The sequence below is a fragment of the Solwaraspora sp. WMMB762 genome (genome assembly GCF_049179115.1).
GTDB lineage: Bacteria > Actinomycetota > Actinomycetes > Mycobacteriales > Micromonosporaceae > Micromonospora_E.
Genome location: NZ_JBMHMD010000001.1, coordinates 3,470,982 through 3,487,645, shown reverse-complemented (window position 1 = coordinate 3,487,645; position 16,664 = coordinate 3,470,982). Strand labels below are relative to the sequence as shown.

The following is a 16,664-nucleotide window of genomic DNA, read 5'->3' as shown; positions in this document are numbered from 1 at the left end:
CCGCCGGTCGGAACACCAGCCGGGAGCAGACGGTCAGAACACCAGCCGGGAGCAGAGCAGACAAGTCAGGATGATCATGACAGCGGCAGCGATCATGCCGACGCCGTAGGTGACCGTACGGGCGTTGCGCTCCGCACCGTCGAGCGCCGCCAGGTCCTGCGGCGGCAGCGTGCCGGGCGGAGCCGGATTGACCACCACCGGCGGACGCCAGCCGGGCGGCGGTGGACTGCCGACCGGTGGCCCGCTGTAGCCGACTGGCCCGGCACCGGCCGACCTGCCCGGTCCACCGCCGGGGGCGTCCGGGTCCGGGCGCCGCCAGTACGCGTCGTCGCCCGCGCCGTCATCTGTGGTCACGACAGACGACGCTATCAATTCACCGGCCCGCTCCGACGGCTCGGCCAGCGCGGTGCCGGGCTCCGACGGCTCACCGGCCGGGGCGGTAACCTGGTGGGGTGCGAACAACGGATGAGCGGTGACCGGCCTCACCGTGCCGGACGGCCGTGGTGACGACGATCGTCTCGTCGACCTGAGCGACGACGACGCGCCGCTGCTGCCCGAGCAGACCAGCGACGACACCGACCTGGGCTGGGGCGAGCGGACCACCAGCTCGGACGACGCCTGGCTGTTGGCCGAGCGTCCACCGCACTGGAGCTGACGAGTCGGTCTGCCCGCCGTCGGTCCGGGTCAGCTGTTCGTCGACCCCGCTGCGGCAGGTGCCTTGGCCGAGCCGCCGGACGTCGAGGTACCGCCGGAACTGTTCGACGAGCTGCCACCGCTGTCGGACTTGCTGCCGCTGTCGGTCTTGCCGCCGGAGGACGCCGCGGCGTCCTTCTTCTCCGCGGGCTTGTCCGACGACGGCGCCGAGGAACCGTTGGTCGAGCCGCCGCCCTGGCCGCTGCGCGAGTCGGTCCGGTAGAAGCCGGAGCCCTTGAAGACGATGCCCACCGAGTTGAACACCTTGCGAAGTCGCCCGGTGCACGACGGGCAGTCGCGCAGTGGTTCGTCGGTGAACGACTGCACCGCCTCGAGCTGGTGTCCGCACGCGGTGCAGGCGTACTGGTACGTAGGCACGGTCTCCTCCGACACTGGCTAGGCCATCTGGCACTCAACCCATTCGAGTGCCAATGATCCGCCATCGGACCCCACTACGTCCAGCGGGAAGCGGCAGAGCTCACCGTGCGGGAGTGAACCAGCGCACCTCCGACGGTGTGATCACCGCTGACACCGGTCGGTCGTGCGGCTCGGCCGGGACCTGCGGCAGCAACTCGCCGTCGTGCAGCAGGGCGACCACCGGTACGCCACCGGGCACCCGGGCGAGCGCCCGGTCGTAGGAGCCGCCACCACGACCCAGCCGTACGCCACGGTGGTCGACGGCGAGGGCCGGCACCACGACGAGCTCGACGTCGGCCACCGCCGCGCGGCCCAGCCGGGGACCGGCCGGTTGCCGCAGTCCAACGGTGCCTGTCCGGTCGGAGGTGCCTGTCCGGCCGGACGCGCCGGCCTGGCCGGATGTGCCGTCCTGGCCCGACGTACCGGTCGGATCCGGCCCGTCGAACCGGGCCCAGTCGAGGTCCCGGTCGGGCAGCAGGACCGGCAGCAGCACCCGGTCTGGTCCGCCGACCGCCTCGGCGAGCAGGCCGGCGAGCCCTGGACCACCAGGTTCGCTGCCGATCGGCAGGTACCCGGCGACCTGCGCCGGCCGGACCAGATCGATCAGCTGACGTACGGTGGCCCTGACCCGGCGACCGGCCAGGGTGAGCTGATCGGACGTCAGCTTGCGCCGCTGGGCGAGAATGTCAGCACGGAGTCTGTCCTTGATCGATGGACAGGCGTTCGCTCCATCGGGAAAATCCGACACTCAACACTCCTGGTGGCAACCGCTGCGGAATATCTGGCTTGTGTCAGCATCGCACCATCAGGTGCAGAATCCTCTGGGGGAAGCGTGACCCTGCGCGGCCGGTTGACCACCGCTTTCCTCACGGTCGTGCTCGGACCGGTCCTGCTCGGGGCGTTCTTCGTCGGCGCGACCGTCGCGGCGGTCGGGCAGAGCCGTTCCACCGAACGCCTCGACCTGGCCACCGCCAGCGTCGGCACTTCGGTCAACGCGCTGTGCAGCCAGCTGGAGGCTGCCGCGGGCGCGGTGGCTCTGCTGCTGCCCGATCCGGCCCGACTGGCCGTTGCCGCAGACCAGGCGGTGGCCCGCGGCCTCGCCTCCGCAGTCCAGGTGATCGGCCCGGACGGTGCGTCGATCGTGGCCACCGCCGACCCGCCGTCGGCGCCCTGGGTCGACTGTGCGAGCGGGCGGGACGACAACGGTGGAAGTGGCAGCACCGGTAGTGGACAGTCGGGGCAGGTGCCATCGGCGGACACCGGCACCGGGTCACCGGACGGCACCGGGTCGGCGACGGTACCCGCGCCGGACGGCACCGGCGGCAGCGGGGCGATGCCGACCCTCGCGGCCTTCGCCGAGGTCCGGGACGAGAACGGTGCCCTGGTCGGTCAGGTGTCAGCGGTCAAGCTGCTGGACGCCGACCTCGTCGCCCGGCTCGCCGCGTCGACCGGGGTGGGCATCACCCTGCTCGCCGGCACCGACCGGGCCACGGTGGTGCACAGCACCGAGCCGTCCGAGGTGCGGGGCAACGTGGTGGCCACCGCCGGCCGGCTCGCCGACGGCGGGACCAGCTGGACCGACGGCGGCCGGCAGGTGCGCCGGCTCGGCCCGGACGACGGCCAGCTGTTGCCGATGGTGCTGTCCACCCCCCGGGACCAGCTGTCCGGTCTGTACGCGGTGCTGGTGGCGACGGTCGTCCTGGCAGGACTGCTCGCGGTGGTCGCAGCCTGGTGGCTGGCCCGGTCCACCACGCAGCCACTGGCCGAGCTCGCCGACGCCGCGAGCCGGGTGGTCGACGGTGACCTGGCCGCCCGGGTCCCGGTACGCGGCTCGGACGAGGTGAGCGAGCTCGCCACCATTTTCAACCGGATGACCCGCGAGGCGCAGGCGTACGTGCAGGCCCTGACCGCGAGCCGGGACCAGCTGCGCGGCCAGCTGACGATCCTGGGCGACACCCTGTCGAGCACCCACGATCTGCAGCGCATCCTGCGGGTGATTCTGCAGACCGCGCTGGCCGCGACCGGGGCGCGGGACGGCGCCGTACTGGTGCTCGACCCGGCGGCCGGGGTACTGGTCGGCCAGTCGTCCAACCGGACGACCCCGGCCGGCACCGGCCCGGCGGCCGATCAGCTGGCGGGACCGGCCGCGGCCGCCAGCCAGGTGAGCCCGGACGGGACGCTGCACGTGCCGCTCGGCAGTGGACTGCTCGGCACAGTGGCCGTCAGTGGTCAGCCGAAACGGGGACGGATCGAACGCGACGGTCCTGCCCTGTCGGCGTACGAGCCGGCCTGCCGGACCTATGTCGCGGTGCCCTTCTCGGTGCCGAACTGGACCGATGAGCTCGGCGTGGGGGTGCCCGGGGCGGGTGGGCAGCGCGCCCCCGGCCGGCATGGTCCGGGCGCGCCCGCCGCGTTCGGGGTGCTGGCCGTCTACGACCGGCTCGGCGGCGACGAGTTCGACGACGCCGATCTGATGACGCTGCGGACCTTCGCCGGGCATGCGGCGGTGGCGGTCAACAACGTACGGATGCACAAGGAGGCCGAGCGGCTGTCGGTGACCGACCCGCTGACCGGGCTGTGGAACTACCGGCACCTGCGGGAGTCGATCCACCGGGAGATCGAACGGGCCAACCGGTTCGGTCGGATGCTCGCCGTACTGGTGCTCGACCTGGACCGGTTCAAGGACATCAACGACACGTACGGGCACGCGGCCGGGGACAGCGTCCTGGTCGAGTTCGCCCGCCGGATCCGCGCCGAGATCCGTGAGGTGGACCTGGCCTTCCGGCAGGGCGGCGAGGAGTTCGTGGTGCTGTTGCCGGAGACCGACGTCCGTGGCGCGGCCACCGTCGCGGAGCGGCTCTGTGCCGCGATCCGCGACCGCCCGATCCGGGTCGAGCCGTACGCTGGGGGCGGTCGGCGCGCACACGCCACCGTGTCGGTAACGGTATCGATCGGCATTGCCGTCTACCCGGACCACGCCGGCGACGGCGAGGAGGTTCTCGACGCCGCCGACGACGCGCTGTACGCCGCGAAAGCGGCTGGCCGGGACACTTTCCACGTCGCTGACCGGGCGCCGGCCCGGTCGACCCGGGTACCGGCGGGCGGCGGCGCGGCCACCCCGGAGGGCGGACCGTCGCGCGGTGGCGGCGCGTCTTTCGGGCCACACCCGCCGCGACAGACCCGTGGCCGATAGTCTCGCGGCATGTCGGAGCATGCAGCCACCCCAGCAACGACCCCCACCGCCAACGCGGATCAGCGGGCGGTGAAGGCGGTCATCCCCGCCGCCGGGCTCGCCACCCGGTTCCTGCCGGCCACCAAGGCCGTGCCGAAGGAACTTCTCCCACTGGTCGACCGGCCGGTCCTGCAGTACATCGTCGAGGAGGCCACCGCCGCCGGGATCAACGACGTACTGCTGATCACCGGCCGGGGCAAGACCTCCATGGTCGACCACTTCGACCGGCAGCCCTACCTGGAAGGCCGGCTCGCCGACAAGGGCGACCAGGAGCGGCTGGCCGCGATTCGGCGGCCGAGCGAGCTGGCCGAGATCTACACCTGCCGCCAGCACGAGCCGCTCGGACTGGGCCACGCGGTGGGCTGCGCGCAGAGCCACGTCGGCAACGAACCGTTCGCGGTGCTGCTCGGCGACGAGTTCGTTGACGAGAACGACCCGCTGCTGCCGGCCATGATCGACCTGCAGGCCCGAGCCGGCGGGATCGTGCTGGCCTTCATGGAGGTGCCGCCGGCCGAAACCAAGCGGTACGGCATCGCGTCGGTCGAACCGGCCGCCGAGTCGGTGCAGAACGGTGCCGACATCGTCCGGGTGACCGGGCTGGTGGAGAAGCCGTCGGCCGAGGACGCGCCGAGCAACCTTGCGGTGCTGGGCCGCTACGTGCTGCCACCGAGCATCTTCGAGGCGATCAAGCGGACCAAGCCGGGCAGCGGCGGCGAGATTCAGCTGACCGACGCGATGGCGATGCTGCTGGCCGAGGGGACACCGGTGCACGGCATCGTCTACCGGGGCACCCGCTACGACACCGGGGCGCCGCTGGGCTACCTGCAGGCCGTGGTGCAGATCGCCTGTCAGCGGGAAGGGCTTGGTGACGAGTTCCGGGCGTGGCTGAAGGAGTTCGTGGCCGACGCGCCAGGGGTGCCCTCTACATGACCGCGACGGCCGGTGCCGAGGCGGCCTTCAACGAGCTGACGCCGCTCGCCGAATACCTGGGCAGCGTGCTGCGCAGGATTCGGCCGCTGCCGCCGCTCGACCTCGACCTGACCCAGGCGCACGGCAACCTCCTCGCTGAGGATGTCGTGGCACCGCACGCCTTTCCCGCGTTCGACCAGGCCGTCATCGACGGCTACGCGGCACGCTGGGAGGACATCGCCTCGGCCGGCCGGGGGAGCAAGGTGATCCCGGCCAGCCGGTCGGCGACCCCGGGCGTACCCCGCTCGGTGCGCCTCAACGTGGTGGGCGACCTGGGCGCGGCGAGCTGGCGGCCGGTCCGGCTGACCCCGGGCACCTGCTTCTCGGTGGCGGCCGGGGCGCCGTTGCCGATCGCCGCCGACGTGGTGGTGCCGATCGACTGGACCGATCAGGGCATGGCCGCGGTGGAGATCTTCCAGGTGCCCCGGCGCGGGTCAGGGCTGCGGCGGGCCGGCGACGAACTGCCGGCCGGGGCGGTCCTGGCCCGCGCCGGCTCCTACGTGACGCCGGCGATGGTGGCGGTCTTCGCCGCCACCGGGATCGGGCACGTGGTGGTCCGGCCCAGCCCCCGGGTGGTGATCGTGGCGACCGGTGACGAACTGGTCGACGTGGGCCGCAGCAGCCAGCCGGGCCAGGTGGTGGACGCGAACTCGCACGCGCTCACCGCGGCGGTCGCCGAGGTGGGCGCGTTGGCGTACCGGGTGGGTATCTGCGACGACGATCCGGAGGGGCTGCGGGGGCTGCTCGAGGATCAGGCGATGCGGGCCGATCTGATCATCACCACCGGCGGCACCGGCACCGGGCCCGGCGACATGGTCCGGCGGATCTTTTCCCGACGGGAAGGGGGCCGCGCGGGGCCGGTCACCTTCACCGAGGTCGCGCTCTATCCCGGAACAGCCCTCGGATTCGGTACGGTCGGAGCCGAGGAGGTGCCCGTGGTCTGCCTGCCCGGGGAGCCCGGCTCCGCGCTGGTCGGGTTCGAGGTGCTGGCCCGGCCGGTGATCCAGTTGCTGGCCGGTGCCGAGCCGGTGTTCCGGCCGAGTGTGCGTGCCCATCTGCTGGAGACCGTGTCGTCGCCGGTCGGCCTGCGGGAGTTCCGTCCGGCCAACGTCGCGGAGCGGCGCGGCGGCGGCTACACCGTGCAGCCGCTGCCCGGCGGGCCGTTCACCCTGTCCGGGCTGGCCGAGGCGAACGGCCTGCTGGTGCTCGGTGAGCGGGTGACCACCGCCGCCGCCGGGTCCACCGTCGACGTGTTGCTGCTGGACCGGCAGCGGTGATCGGGGACGAGGCTCCGGGCTGGCCGGTGGTGCTCACCGACGGTCCGGTGCTGCTGCGCCCGTACCGTCGTAGTGACGCCGCTGACTGGTCGGCGGTCCGGCGGCGTAACCAGCCCTGGCTGGCCCCGTGGGAGCCGGCGCCGCCGGGGCCGTGGCACGAGCTGAACTCGCCGGACGCGTTCCGCTACCTCTACCGTGACCAGCGTCGACAGTCGCGACGCGGTGAGAGTATGCCGTTCGCTGTCTGTCTGGTCGAGGCGGGTGCCGAACGGCTGGTGGGTCACCTGAACATCGGCAACATCGTGCGGCGGGCGTTCTGCTCCGGCTACGCCGGCTACTGGGTGGACGCGGCGGTCGCCGGGCGGGGGGTGACACCGACCGCGTTGGCCCTGGCGGTGGACCATGCCTTCGCCGCCGGCGGACTGCACCGGATCGAGGTCAACGTCCGGCCGGAGAACATTCCGTCACGGCGTGTAGTTGAAAAGCTGGGTTTCCGTGAGGAGTCCTACCATCATCGTTACATGCACATCGACGGTGCCTGGCGTGACCACATCGGATATGCCCTGACCAGCGAGGATGTGCTGGTCGAAGGGGGACTGCTGGCCCGCTGGCGGCGGCTGCAGGCCAGTGCCCACTGAACACAACCGCCGGCCAGGGTCGGCGCGGCGTACAAAATTCCTGGTCGGACGCCCGTAACCTCAAGTAACGAGAAGGTACGGCAACCTATCAAGCCTTTCATGTCCGTGCATGGGTGGCGGGTTGCCTCGGGGTGACGGGAGGGGTGAGGGTGCCGACCTCGGTGCTCCTCGCCGTCCTCGCCGCCGCCGGGCTGCTCGCCCTCGCACCGGCGCTGGTCCGCCGGTACGACGCTACCGAGCGCCTGGTGGCGGAGCGGGCGCAGTCGACGGCGCGGGTGCTGCAACGCCGCCGCCGTCGTCGCACCGTGCCCGGGAAACGGCCGGTCAACCCGCCCCGCCGGCTTACCGTGCGCCGCGCTGCCGGTCCGGAAGGTGGTACGGCGTCCGACGCCGGGTCGTTCAACGATCCGTCCGCTCCGCTGCCGGCCGGCGGTCGACCAGGCGCCGGTCGACGGGGTGGCCGGCTGCGGCTCGTCCCGACTGCCGGCGTCCGACCGCGCCGTGCCCCAGCCCGTCGGCACACCCCGGCGGTGGTTCGCCGCCGGCGGGTCTTCGCCGCCTTGCTGCTGCTCAACCTGGTCGAGCTGATCGGGGTGCTGGTGGTCGGCCCCGGCTTCTGGATCAGCTTCGCGGTCACTGCGGTGCTGCTCGCCGTGTACCTGGTGCATCTGCGCAACCGGGCGATCGCCGACCGCCGTCGCCGCCGGCACCGCGCCCGGGAAGCCGTCTGGCTGGCCGCCCGGCAGGCCGAGGTGCGCCGTGAGCAGGCCCGCCGGGCCGCTGCCCGCCGGGAGCAGCAGCGCCGGCTCGCCGCCCAGCGGGAGGTGATGCGTCGCGCCGCGATGGGCCTGGACCGGCCGCGTGACCTGCCGGCGGCGGCCAGCGGTGGGGTCGGCGGGTCGGTCTCCTACCGCCGCACGGGCGGCCTGCGGGGCCGCGCCTACGAGGCCGGCCGCAGCTACGACGGCCGGTCCTGACCGGCGTCGAGGCGTGGTGGGAGCCGGGATGCGTGCCGGGCCGACCAGCGCGCCCGGGCGGGATCGATTCGCGCGTCGGGTGCCCGACCTGTTAGCCTTGTCGCCGGTCCACTGCTGGTCTGGCAGCGGGTCACCCGATTCTGGGGCTGTGGCGCAGTCCGGTAGCGCACCTCGTTCGCATCGAGGGGGTCAGGGGTTCGAATCCCCTCAGCTCCACCACCGTACGTGTAAGGTCAGCAGAATTCGACCGGGTCGCCGGAGCGGATGACGCCGAATTCCAGCGGGCGCGCGTACACCCCGGCGCACGGCAGGGATCCGACGGCCTGCAGCCGGTTGTGCCGGCTCAGCACCTGCAGCAGCGCGATGTCCGGCTCGTCGTCACCGTGCCGCAGCGCCGGAACCACGCACCGTGGGGTCGGGATGACGACCTCCGCGACCACGTCGGGGCCGATCCGCAGCCGACGGCCCGGCCAGAGGTTCTCGACGAAGCCGGCGTTCGGGTCGGGCACCTCGACGACGATGTTGGGTCGGAAGCGCTGGCCGTGAACGGGCCGACCCGAGTGGGCCGCGAGGCCGGCCAGCGTCGCGGTCGTTATCAGGTGCAGGGGTGCGAAGTCGAAGAACGTGCCCGGTGGAGAGCCGGCAGCCAGACCAGAGCTGCCGGTCTCCGCGCTGCGCAGATCGTCCTCGGTGCGCACCTGGGTCGGGTCCATCCGCTCGATGCACGCGCCCGGCGCGGCCCGGTCGAGCAGGCGCACATCCCGGCCCAGCAGCTTGGACAGCGCCGGATCGCGGTGGCCGGTCACCGTCACGGTCTCGGTCGTACCGTCCGCCATGGTCAACCGGACCGCCGGGGCGCCGGTGGAGTCGGGGGGCGTCAGCGTGGACCGTACCGTCAGCATGTCCCGCCACAGGCGCGGGTTCTTCGCGCTGGCCACCTTGCCGGTGAGACAGTCGAGCACGGCGAAGGCCCGGTCGCCGGCGATGCCAGCCTCGTCCACGTACGCCTGGTCCAGATCCTCTCCCAGCATCGACTTGACCGGGTAGCGCGACAGCTGCCGAACCCTGCCCACCTGACCATCGTGGCTCATGCCTGTGGAACCTAGCGGACCTGCTCGGGTGATGGGTGGCCGTTCGCCCGGCCGCGCTCTCACCTCGCCTTTTCCAGGTGACGGGCCAAGACCCGCAACAACTGTTCCTGCGCCGGCTCATCCCGCAGGTAGAAGTGTCCGCCGGGAAGGGTGTACAGGTCGAAGCCGCCGGTGGTGTACTGCTGCCAATCGGCCAGCAGGGCAGACGGGATGTAGTCGTCGGCGCCGCCGACCACCGTTATCGGGCACGGCAACGGCTCGCCCGGCACATACTCGTAACGCTCGAACATCTCCAGATCGGCGCGGTACGCGGGCAGCACCAGCCCGAGCAGCTCCGGTTCGGACCGGATAGCCGGGGGCAACCCACCGAACTGCTCGCTCAACGCGTCGATGAACTCCTCGTCCGGCAGCACGTGCAGGGGGGCACGTTGCAGGCCGTGGTGCGGCGGGGTGCACGCCGACAGCACCAGCCGGCGCGGGCCGGGAAGGCCACGGGCGCGCAGCTCCCGGGCGGTGTCGAACGCTACCAGCGCGCCGAGGCTGTGCCCGAAGAACACGAAGGGCTCAGTGAAGGTGAATTCGCTGACCAGCGCACTGACCAGGTCGGGCACGGCGGTGAAGAGCTTCTCGGTCAGCCGGGAACCGCGGCCGGGTAGCTGGATGCCCACAACCTCCGTGCTCGGCAACCGCTGTGCCCAGCGGATGTACTCGCCAGGCGATCCTCCGCTGTGTGGGAAGCAGTACAGGCGTGTCGGGGCATCCGGGCGTCGGGCCCGGAGCAGCGCCCACGGTGATGTCGTGCCGGTCATCGAGAGCTCACCTCTCCGATCGCGCTCATCCGTTCCTCCACCAAATCTGCGATCCGGGCGGCCGTGGGGTTCGTCAGGACCTCCTTGGCGGAGAACTCCACGCCGAACGCTGTCCTGGTCCAGGCCGCCAGACGTGTCGCGATCAGGGAGTCTCCGCCCAGATCGAAGAAACTCTCGTGCTCGCCCACGTCGTTGATGCCCAGGACGTCGCCGATTGCCTGGCTCACTCGCCCGGCCACGCTCTCCTCGGACAGGGGGTCGCCGGCAGACGTTTCGGTAGCCGGCTCGTCGGGGGTGACGATGACCTGCCCCGCGTCGGCCTGCTGGGCCGCGGCAGGCGGCTCCACCAGGTACGGCCGGCGGTCGAACGGATAGAGCGGCAGTCGGACCAGTCGAGGCGTCCGATCCTGATGCAGGCTCGCCCAGTCCAGGGTGACCCCGGCTGCCCAGAGCCGGCCTGCGGCGTGCAGCAGGCTATGGGTGTCGGCAGTCCGGTCGGCGGGGTGTGGCAGCGAGCTGAGAATCGTGTGGGCCCCGTTGGCGGCCGGATGCTGACGCGCGAGGCTGCTCAGCACCCGGCCGGGTCCGACCTCGACGAGTATCTGGCTGGAATCGTCGAGCAGGTGCTGCAGCGCGGCACCGAAGCGCACCGGGCGGCGCAGGTGTGACGACCAGTACGCCGCAGCGGCGGCCTCGTCACCGGTCGCCCATCGGCCGAGAGTGTCGGAAAGGAAACGCACCTGCGGCGGTTGTGGTTTCACGGCGCTGACCGCAGCTTCGAACTCGGCCATTATCGGTTCCACCAGCGCGGAATGGCCTGCGGTCGAGATCCGCAGGAGGCGCGCGTCGATGCCGCGGTCACGCAGCTCGGCGGTGAATGCTTCTACCGAGGCGGCGGGGCCGGTGACCGTGCACTGACCGGGTCCGTTGACCGATCCCACGGAGAGGTCGTCCGGAAGCAGCGCCATCAGTTCCTCTTCGTGGAGCGGCACTGCGGCCATCCGGCCGGCCGGCAGTCCCTGCAACAGCCGGCCCCGGGTGACGACCAGACTGATCGCCTCGGCCAACGGCAGGATCGCGGCCGCGCACGCCGCCGCGTACGCCCCGAGGCTGTGGCCGACGACCGCCGAGGGGGTGACACCCCAGGACTGCCAGAGCCGGGTCAAGGCGTACTCGACGACGAAGACCGCCGGCTGCCCGACACCGATCGTCGCCATCTGCTCGGTGGCCTTCTCGACGTCACCGGCCTCGGGGAACAGGATCGTGCGCAGGTCAGTGCCGAGGAGCGGCGCAGCGTAGTCGCAGGCGGCATCGATCGCCTCCCGGTACACGGGTTCGCGTTCGTAGAGCTCCCGGGTCATGCCGATGTGCTGGCCGCCCTGCCCGGGGTACATGAACACGACGGGCCGGGCGGCTGGCCTTCCGTCGTTGGTGATCAGGCGTTCGGGATCCTCGCCGGCGAACACTCCTGCGGCGTCGGCAGCGCCGTCGCACACCGCGAACCGGCGGAACGGCTGCGCGGGCCGGCCCACCTGCAACGTCCTCGCCACATCGGCCAGGTCGAGCGCCGGGTCCTCGCGCAACCGTGCGGCGAGGGTCCGGCTCAAGGTGTCCAGCGCCGCAGGAGTGCGGGCGGAGAGGACGACGAGCTGCGGTGTGCCGGTCCGGCCGGCCGTAGGTGCGGGAACCGGCGGCTGCTCCAGGATGACGTGGGCGTTGGTGCCACCGATGCCGAGGGCGTTGACTCCGGCCAGTCGGGGACGCCCGTCAGGCTGCCATGGAACGAGGGCCGTGGCGACGGAGAACGGGCTGGTCGCGAAGTCGATCTCCGGATTGGCTTCCTCGAAGTGCAGGCTGGGCGGGATGAGCCCGTGCTCGACGGCGAAAACCGCCTTGATGAAGCTGGTGACGCCGGCCGCCGCGTCGGTGTGCCCGACGTTGGTCTTGACGGAGCCGATACGGCAGAAGCCACTGTCGTCGGTGTCGGCCCGGAACGCCCGGGTCAGCGCGGCGACCTCGATCGGATCACCCAGCGGCGTCCCGGTGCCGTGCGTCTCGACGTAGGTGACGTCGCGCGCGTTCACCCCGGCGACCAGCTGGGCGGTGCGGATCACCTGGGCCTGCCCGTCGATGCTCGGCGCGGTGAAGCCGACCTTTCCACCTCCGTCGTTGTTGACGGCGGTGCCGCGCAGAACCGCGTGGATGTGATTGCCGGCGCGAAGCGCGTCGCCGAGCGGGCGCAGCACCACCAGGCCCACAGCGCTGCCGCCGACGGCACCCGTGGCCTTGGCGTCGAAGGCTCGGCAGTGCCCGTCGGCTGCCAGGATGCCGCCCTCGGTGTAACCGCTCGACGGCCGGGGCACGTGCACGGTGGCGCCGCCAGCGAGCGCGATGTCGCACTCCCCCGCCAGGAGCGCCTGAGCCGCGAGGTGGATGGCCACCAGCGAGGTCGAGCAGGCCGTCTGCACCGTCATCGCGGGACCGCGCAGGCCGAGTTTGTGGGCGGTCCGGGTGGCCAGGAAGTCCGGGCCGGTGGCGATGCGGATCTGCCAGTCGTCGAGGAACGGCAGTTGGCTCCGGGCCGCATGCAGGGCTGCGGCGTATCCGGTGGTGCTACCGCCGGCGTACACGCCGATGAGCCCGTCATAGGTGGCCGGGTCGCAGGCCGCGTCTTCCAGGGCGTGATAGGCGCATTCCAGGAAGGCCCGCTGCTGGGGATCGATGACCAGGGCTTCCCCTGGCGGATACCCGAAGAACGCGGCGTCGAACATCTCGGCGTCGTCGAGCACGCCGTACCCGGAGTAGTGCTCGCCGGTCCCGTCGGCCGTTGTCGCGGTGTGGATCTGTACCGACTCGACGCCGTCGCAGATGTTGCGCCAGAACCAGTCGACGTCGGGCGCCCCGGGAAAGCGTCCCGCCAAGCCGACGACAGCTACCAGGGCATCGATGTCAGCGTCCATCACGGCCTCCGTCTCCGTCCCCGGTCCCGTCGACCGGCGCGGCCGGCCGCGCCGGCGTCTCCATTGCTTGCGCCGCCGTACGCCGCAGCGCTCTCTGGCGCGGGGAATTGCGGACGCGCCGGGTTTCCTCGCGCAGTTTCGCCGCCGCCGGCTGCTCGCTGGAACGGGTGAGATGATCCGCGAGGGCCTGTATCGTGTGATGCTCGAACAGGGCCATCAGGGGCAGCTCACGCGCCAGCTCGCGGGTGATCCGGCGGTGCACGTCGGCCAGTTGCAGCGAGTGCCCGCCCAGATCGAAGAAACTGTCCGTGGTGCCGACCTCCGCGACCCCGAGGACTTCCCGCCAGATCTCCGCCAGCCGACGCTGCAGTGCGGTGCTGGGTGCCGCCTGCGGATTCGGCAGGTCCGCCCGCGTGGCGGTGACCGGCGGCAGGGCCGCCCGGTCCACCTTGCCGTTCGCGGTGATCGGCAGCGAGTCGAGCGCCACGAAATGCCGGGGTACGAGGGCCGCCGGCAGCCGCTCGGCGAGGTACCGGTGCAGTTCTCTTGTTCGCGGGGGATCGGCCGGGTCGGCGGCCGTCACGTAGGCGATCAGGAACGCGTCGCCGGCCGCGTCCCCCGACTGCGCGATCACGTGCGCGGATCCCAGCGCTGGATGTTCCTGCAGGACCGCTGCCACCTCGCCGGGCTCCACCCGGTTTCCGCGGATCTTGACCTGGTCGTCGGCTCGGCCGAGGAAGTCGAGACTGCCGTCGGCGCGGCGGCGGGCGAGGTCGCCGGTCCGGTACATCCGAGCGCCGGACCGGTCCGCGAAGGGGTCGGGCAGGAACCGCTCCTCGGTCAGGTCGGGGCGGTTCAGGTACCCACGGGCGACGCCGGGGCCACCGATGAAGATCTCACCCGCCTCGTCTTCGGCGACCGGCCGCAGACCGTCGGCGAGCAGGTATACGTCAGCGTCCGGCAACGGGCGGCCGATGGACGGTAACCGGGGAACGCCTTCTCCGGCCGAGCGGACCGGACCGGAGGTGACGATCACCGTGGTCTCGGTCGGACCGTAGTTGTTGACCAGACGGAACGGCAGGCCGGGCGCGGGCCGGACGTGCAACTGTTCGCCGCCGGTGAGTAGCAGCCGAAGCCGGCACGACGCCGGCCAGGAGAGCCGGAGCAGCCGCTCTGCGATCGCCGTGGTGAAGAACCCGACGGTGATGCCGGTGTCCACGATGAAGTCACGCAACGTCTCCGGCGACAGCACGGTCGCCGGTTCCACGGTCTGCAGGCAGGCGCCGACCGCCAGGGTGGGCCAGATGTCCCACACCGAGGCGTCGAAGCCGGGTGACGCCACCAGCGCGACCGTGTCGGACGCGGCAAGTTCGAACTCTTCGATGTCGCATCGGATGAAACTCGCGAGCGAGCCGTGTTCGATCTGCACGCCTTTAGGGGTGCCGGTGGAGCCGGAGGTGAAGACGACGTACGCGAGGTTCTCCGGCCCGGCGTCGGCGGCCGGCACCGGCGTCGGCGTCAGCTCGTCGGTGCTGACCCCGCCGTCGAGTTCGACGATCGGGACGCCCGCCAGCTCGGGGCAGTCCAGGTCACCGGCGTGGTGCTTGCTGGTGACGACCGCTACCGGACCGGCCATCGAGAGGGTCTGACGGATCCGCAGCGCCGGCTGCTGTGGATCGACTGGAAGATAGCCGGCGCCGGACTTCAGCGCCGCGACGGCCGCGACCACCTGGTCGATACCGCGTGGCAGGCAGATGCCGACCAGGGCCTCCGGCTTCGCGCCGTACGCCCGCAACAGCGCCGCGAGCCGGTCACCGTACTCGTTGAGCGTGCCGTATGACAGGGTACGGTCGCCGTCGCGGATCGCCGGACGCTCAGCGTCGGCGGCTGCCTGCTTCTCGAAGAGGTGATGGGCCAAGGGTGACGGCTGGTCGTGATCGCTCACAGCGGCCTCCGGTCGAGGGTCAGGGCGTCAGTCCTGTGTTCACGGTGTGGTGGAAACTGTTGAAAGCTCCGAAGGCGAGGATTCGCCGCCGTCGGGAGCGGGCCGGGTGCGCCGGGGCAGACCCACCAGGGCGACCAGGGCGGACAGGCCGACGACGACCGCGCCGATCACGAAGGCCAGGTGCAGCCCGTGGGCGAACGCCTCGGCGGTGACGCGTTCCAGGTCGCCGGTGAAATTGGACAGGTCCGGTGACTGGCCGGCGGCGATCTGGTCGGCGGCGTCGCCGCTCAGCGGCTCGGGGAGCCCAGCATCGGCGAGCCTGCCCCGCAGATCGGAGGTCAGCCCGATCGCCTGCACGGTGCCGAGCACAGCGATGCCGACGACCGTGCCGAACTGCAGCGCGGTCTCCACCGTGCCGGACGCGGCACCGGCCTGCTGTGGCGGCACGGCTCCCAGGGCCACCGCGTTGGTGGGCGGCAGCGCCAGCCCCCAGCCGACCCCGATCAGCGCCACTGCCCAGGAAAGATGCAGGTAGGGGGTGTCCACGCCGCCGAGGGTGAGGCCGAACAGACCGACAGCGCCCAGCAGCAGCCCGCCGGTGACGAGCAGGGCGGCACCGAGCCGGGCGAACAGCCACCCGGCGAGGGGCGCCATCACGGTGAGCGCGATGGCCGCGGGAAGGAAACCGAGGCCGGCGCCGAGCGGGCCGTACCCGAGCACCTCCTGCAGGAGAAGTGAGAGGAAGTAGAACGACGAGGAGAGTGCGAAACCCATGACGAACGAGATGACGCTGGCTGCGGCGAACGCGCGTTGCCCGAGCAGCCGTACCGGCATCATCGGGTGCGTCTGCCGCAACTCCACGACCAGGAACGCGACCAGTGCCACCGCCGCGACCACGAAGGCACCCACGATCACCGGCGAGGTCCAGCCCTGGACGTTCCCCTCGATCACGGCGTAGGCGAGGGCGGCCGACCACAGCGCGCCCAGCACCAGGCCCGGCACGTCGATCCGGCCCTGCCGGTTGCGGGCCGCTGCCGGCACCACCGTGACGAGCAGCACTATGACGGCGGCCCCGACCGGCAGGTTGATTCCGAAGATGCTGCGCCAGCCAAGGGCCTCCACGAGCCAGCCACCGACGACCGGTCCGAGCGCGATCGCCGCGCCCGTCAGGCCGCTCCAGATGCCTACCAGACGGGCCCGGTGGGCCGCGTCCCTGGAGATCTGCGCGATCATCGCCAAGCTGCCCGGTACCAGCATCGCCGCGGCCGCGCCCTGCAGCGCGCGGCCGGCGATCAGTGTGCCGACGCTGGGGGCGAAGGCACACAACGCCGATCCGGCGACGAACAGGCCGAGGCTGATGATCAGCCCGGTACGGTGCCCGAGCCGGTCGCTGATGAGCCCGCCGACCAGCAGCAGGCTCGCGAAGGAGATCGCGTAGGCGTCGAAGATCCATTGCAGCCCGGCGAGCGACGCGTTCAGGTCCTCGCGGATGGCCGGCATCGCGACGGCGCTGATCGACAGGTCCAGCATCGCCAGGAAGGCGGCGGCGAAGACGGCGATGGTGGATAGCAGGCCGTGTTTAGGCCGCCCAGTCGCGGAGGCAGTCATTGGTGTCCTCTAGAGGTTCGTTCTCGGGCACGGAACATGGCGGTACGT

Annotated in this window: 14 protein-coding genes and 1 tRNA gene; 7 read left to right on the top strand and 8 right to left on the bottom strand. The window is 71.7% G+C overall.

What is annotated here, in order from left to right; genetic code table 11:
- Positions 1 to 33: 33 nt before the first annotated feature.
- Complete coding sequence (locus ACN27J_RS15355) at positions 34 to 354, bottom strand: translation initiation factor 2 (RefSeq protein WP_421366953.1); 321 nt, start codon at positions 352 to 354, stop codon at positions 34 to 36.
- 118 nt (positions 355 to 472) lie between these two features.
- Here ACN27J_RS15355 and ACN27J_RS15350 point away from each other — a divergent pair, with 118 nt between their 5' ends.
- Entirely contained in the window at positions 473 to 655 is a 183-nt protein-coding gene (locus ACN27J_RS15350; protein WP_278171565.1) for a hypothetical protein, read from the top strand.
- A gap of 29 nt (positions 656 to 684) precedes the next feature.
- Here the strand turns inward: ACN27J_RS15350 and ACN27J_RS15345 are convergent, their stop codons facing one another.
- Together ACN27J_RS15345 and ACN27J_RS15340 are read right to left on the bottom strand one after the other, a co-directional pair.
- On the bottom strand, positions 685 to 1,071 hold the full coding sequence (locus tag ACN27J_RS15345; protein ID WP_421366951.1) for an FmdB family zinc ribbon protein: 387 nt from the start codon (positions 1,069 to 1,071) through the stop codon (positions 685 to 687).
- 100 nt (positions 1,072 to 1,171) lie between these two features.
- Positions 1,172 to 1,858 (bottom strand): 5-formyltetrahydrofolate cyclo-ligase, encoded by a 687-nt coding sequence (locus tag ACN27J_RS15340; RefSeq protein WP_421366949.1) that lies wholly within the window; start codon positions 1,856 to 1,858, stop codon positions 1,172 to 1,174.
- 84 nt (positions 1,859 to 1,942) lie between these two features.
- On the opposite strand from ACN27J_RS15340, the gene ACN27J_RS15335 reads away from it, so the two are divergent.
- From ACN27J_RS15335 to ACN27J_RS15310, 6 genes are all read left to right on the top strand, one after another.
- Entirely contained in the window at positions 1,943 to 4,303 is a 2,361-nt protein-coding gene (locus ACN27J_RS15335; protein ID WP_421366947.1) for a diguanylate cyclase, read from the top strand.
- A 9-nt stretch (positions 4,304 to 4,312) separates the two neighbouring features.
- Complete coding sequence (locus ACN27J_RS15330; RefSeq protein ID WP_281553111.1) at positions 4,313 to 5,272, top strand: UTP--glucose-1-phosphate uridylyltransferase; 960 nt, start codon at positions 4,313 to 4,315, stop codon at positions 5,270 to 5,272.
- Positions 5,269 to 6,588: a gephyrin-like molybdotransferase Glp gene (gene glp / locus ACN27J_RS15325; protein ID WP_278171558.1), complete on the top strand. Its 1,320-nt coding sequence runs from the start codon at positions 5,269 to 5,271 to the stop codon at positions 6,586 to 6,588. Before ACN27J_RS15330 ends, glp begins: the two co-directional genes overlap by 4 nt.
- Positions 6,585 to 7,226, top strand: coding sequence for a GNAT family N-acetyltransferase (locus ACN27J_RS15320; protein WP_421366945.1), 642 nt, complete (start codon positions 6,585 to 6,587; stop codon positions 7,224 to 7,226). The genes glp and ACN27J_RS15320 overlap by 4 nt, the downstream gene beginning before the upstream one ends.
- A 149-nt stretch (positions 7,227 to 7,375) precedes the next feature.
- Positions 7,376 to 8,203 carry a hypothetical protein gene (locus ACN27J_RS15315; RefSeq protein WP_421366943.1) on the top strand — a complete coding sequence of 276 codons (828 nt, stop codon included), beginning with the start codon at positions 7,376 to 7,378 and terminating at the stop codon, positions 8,201 to 8,203.
- 142 nt (positions 8,204 to 8,345) lie between these two features.
- Positions 8,346 to 8,422 (top strand) — tRNA-Ala (locus ACN27J_RS15310).
- A gap of 14 nt (positions 8,423 to 8,436) precedes the next feature.
- Here the strand turns inward: ACN27J_RS15310 and ACN27J_RS15305 are convergent.
- The 5 genes from ACN27J_RS15305 to ACN27J_RS15285 form a co-directional block, all read right to left on the bottom strand.
- A complete protein-coding gene (locus ACN27J_RS15305) occupies positions 8,437 to 9,276 on the bottom strand; it encodes an MOSC domain-containing protein (RefSeq protein WP_421366941.1) in 840 nt (279 codons plus the stop codon).
- 77 nt (positions 9,277 to 9,353) lie between these two features.
- A complete protein-coding gene (locus ACN27J_RS15300; protein ID WP_421366939.1) occupies positions 9,354 to 10,103 on the bottom strand; it encodes a thioesterase II family protein in 750 nt (249 codons plus the stop codon).
- Entirely contained in the window at positions 10,100 to 13,063 is a 2,964-nt protein-coding gene (locus ACN27J_RS15295; protein ID WP_421366938.1) for a type I polyketide synthase, read from the bottom strand. The genes ACN27J_RS15300 and ACN27J_RS15295 overlap by 4 nt, the downstream gene beginning before the upstream one ends.
- Positions 13,053 to 15,008, bottom strand: coding sequence for a non-ribosomal peptide synthetase (locus ACN27J_RS15290; RefSeq protein WP_421366935.1), 1,956 nt, complete (start codon positions 15,006 to 15,008; stop codon positions 13,053 to 13,055). Before ACN27J_RS15290 ends, ACN27J_RS15295 begins: the two co-directional genes overlap by 11 nt.
- A gap of 39 nt (positions 15,009 to 15,047) precedes the next feature.
- A complete protein-coding gene (locus tag ACN27J_RS15285) occupies positions 15,048 to 16,616 on the bottom strand; it encodes an MFS transporter (protein WP_421366934.1) in 1,569 nt (522 codons plus the stop codon).
- Positions 16,617 to 16,664: the final 48 nt, after the last annotated feature.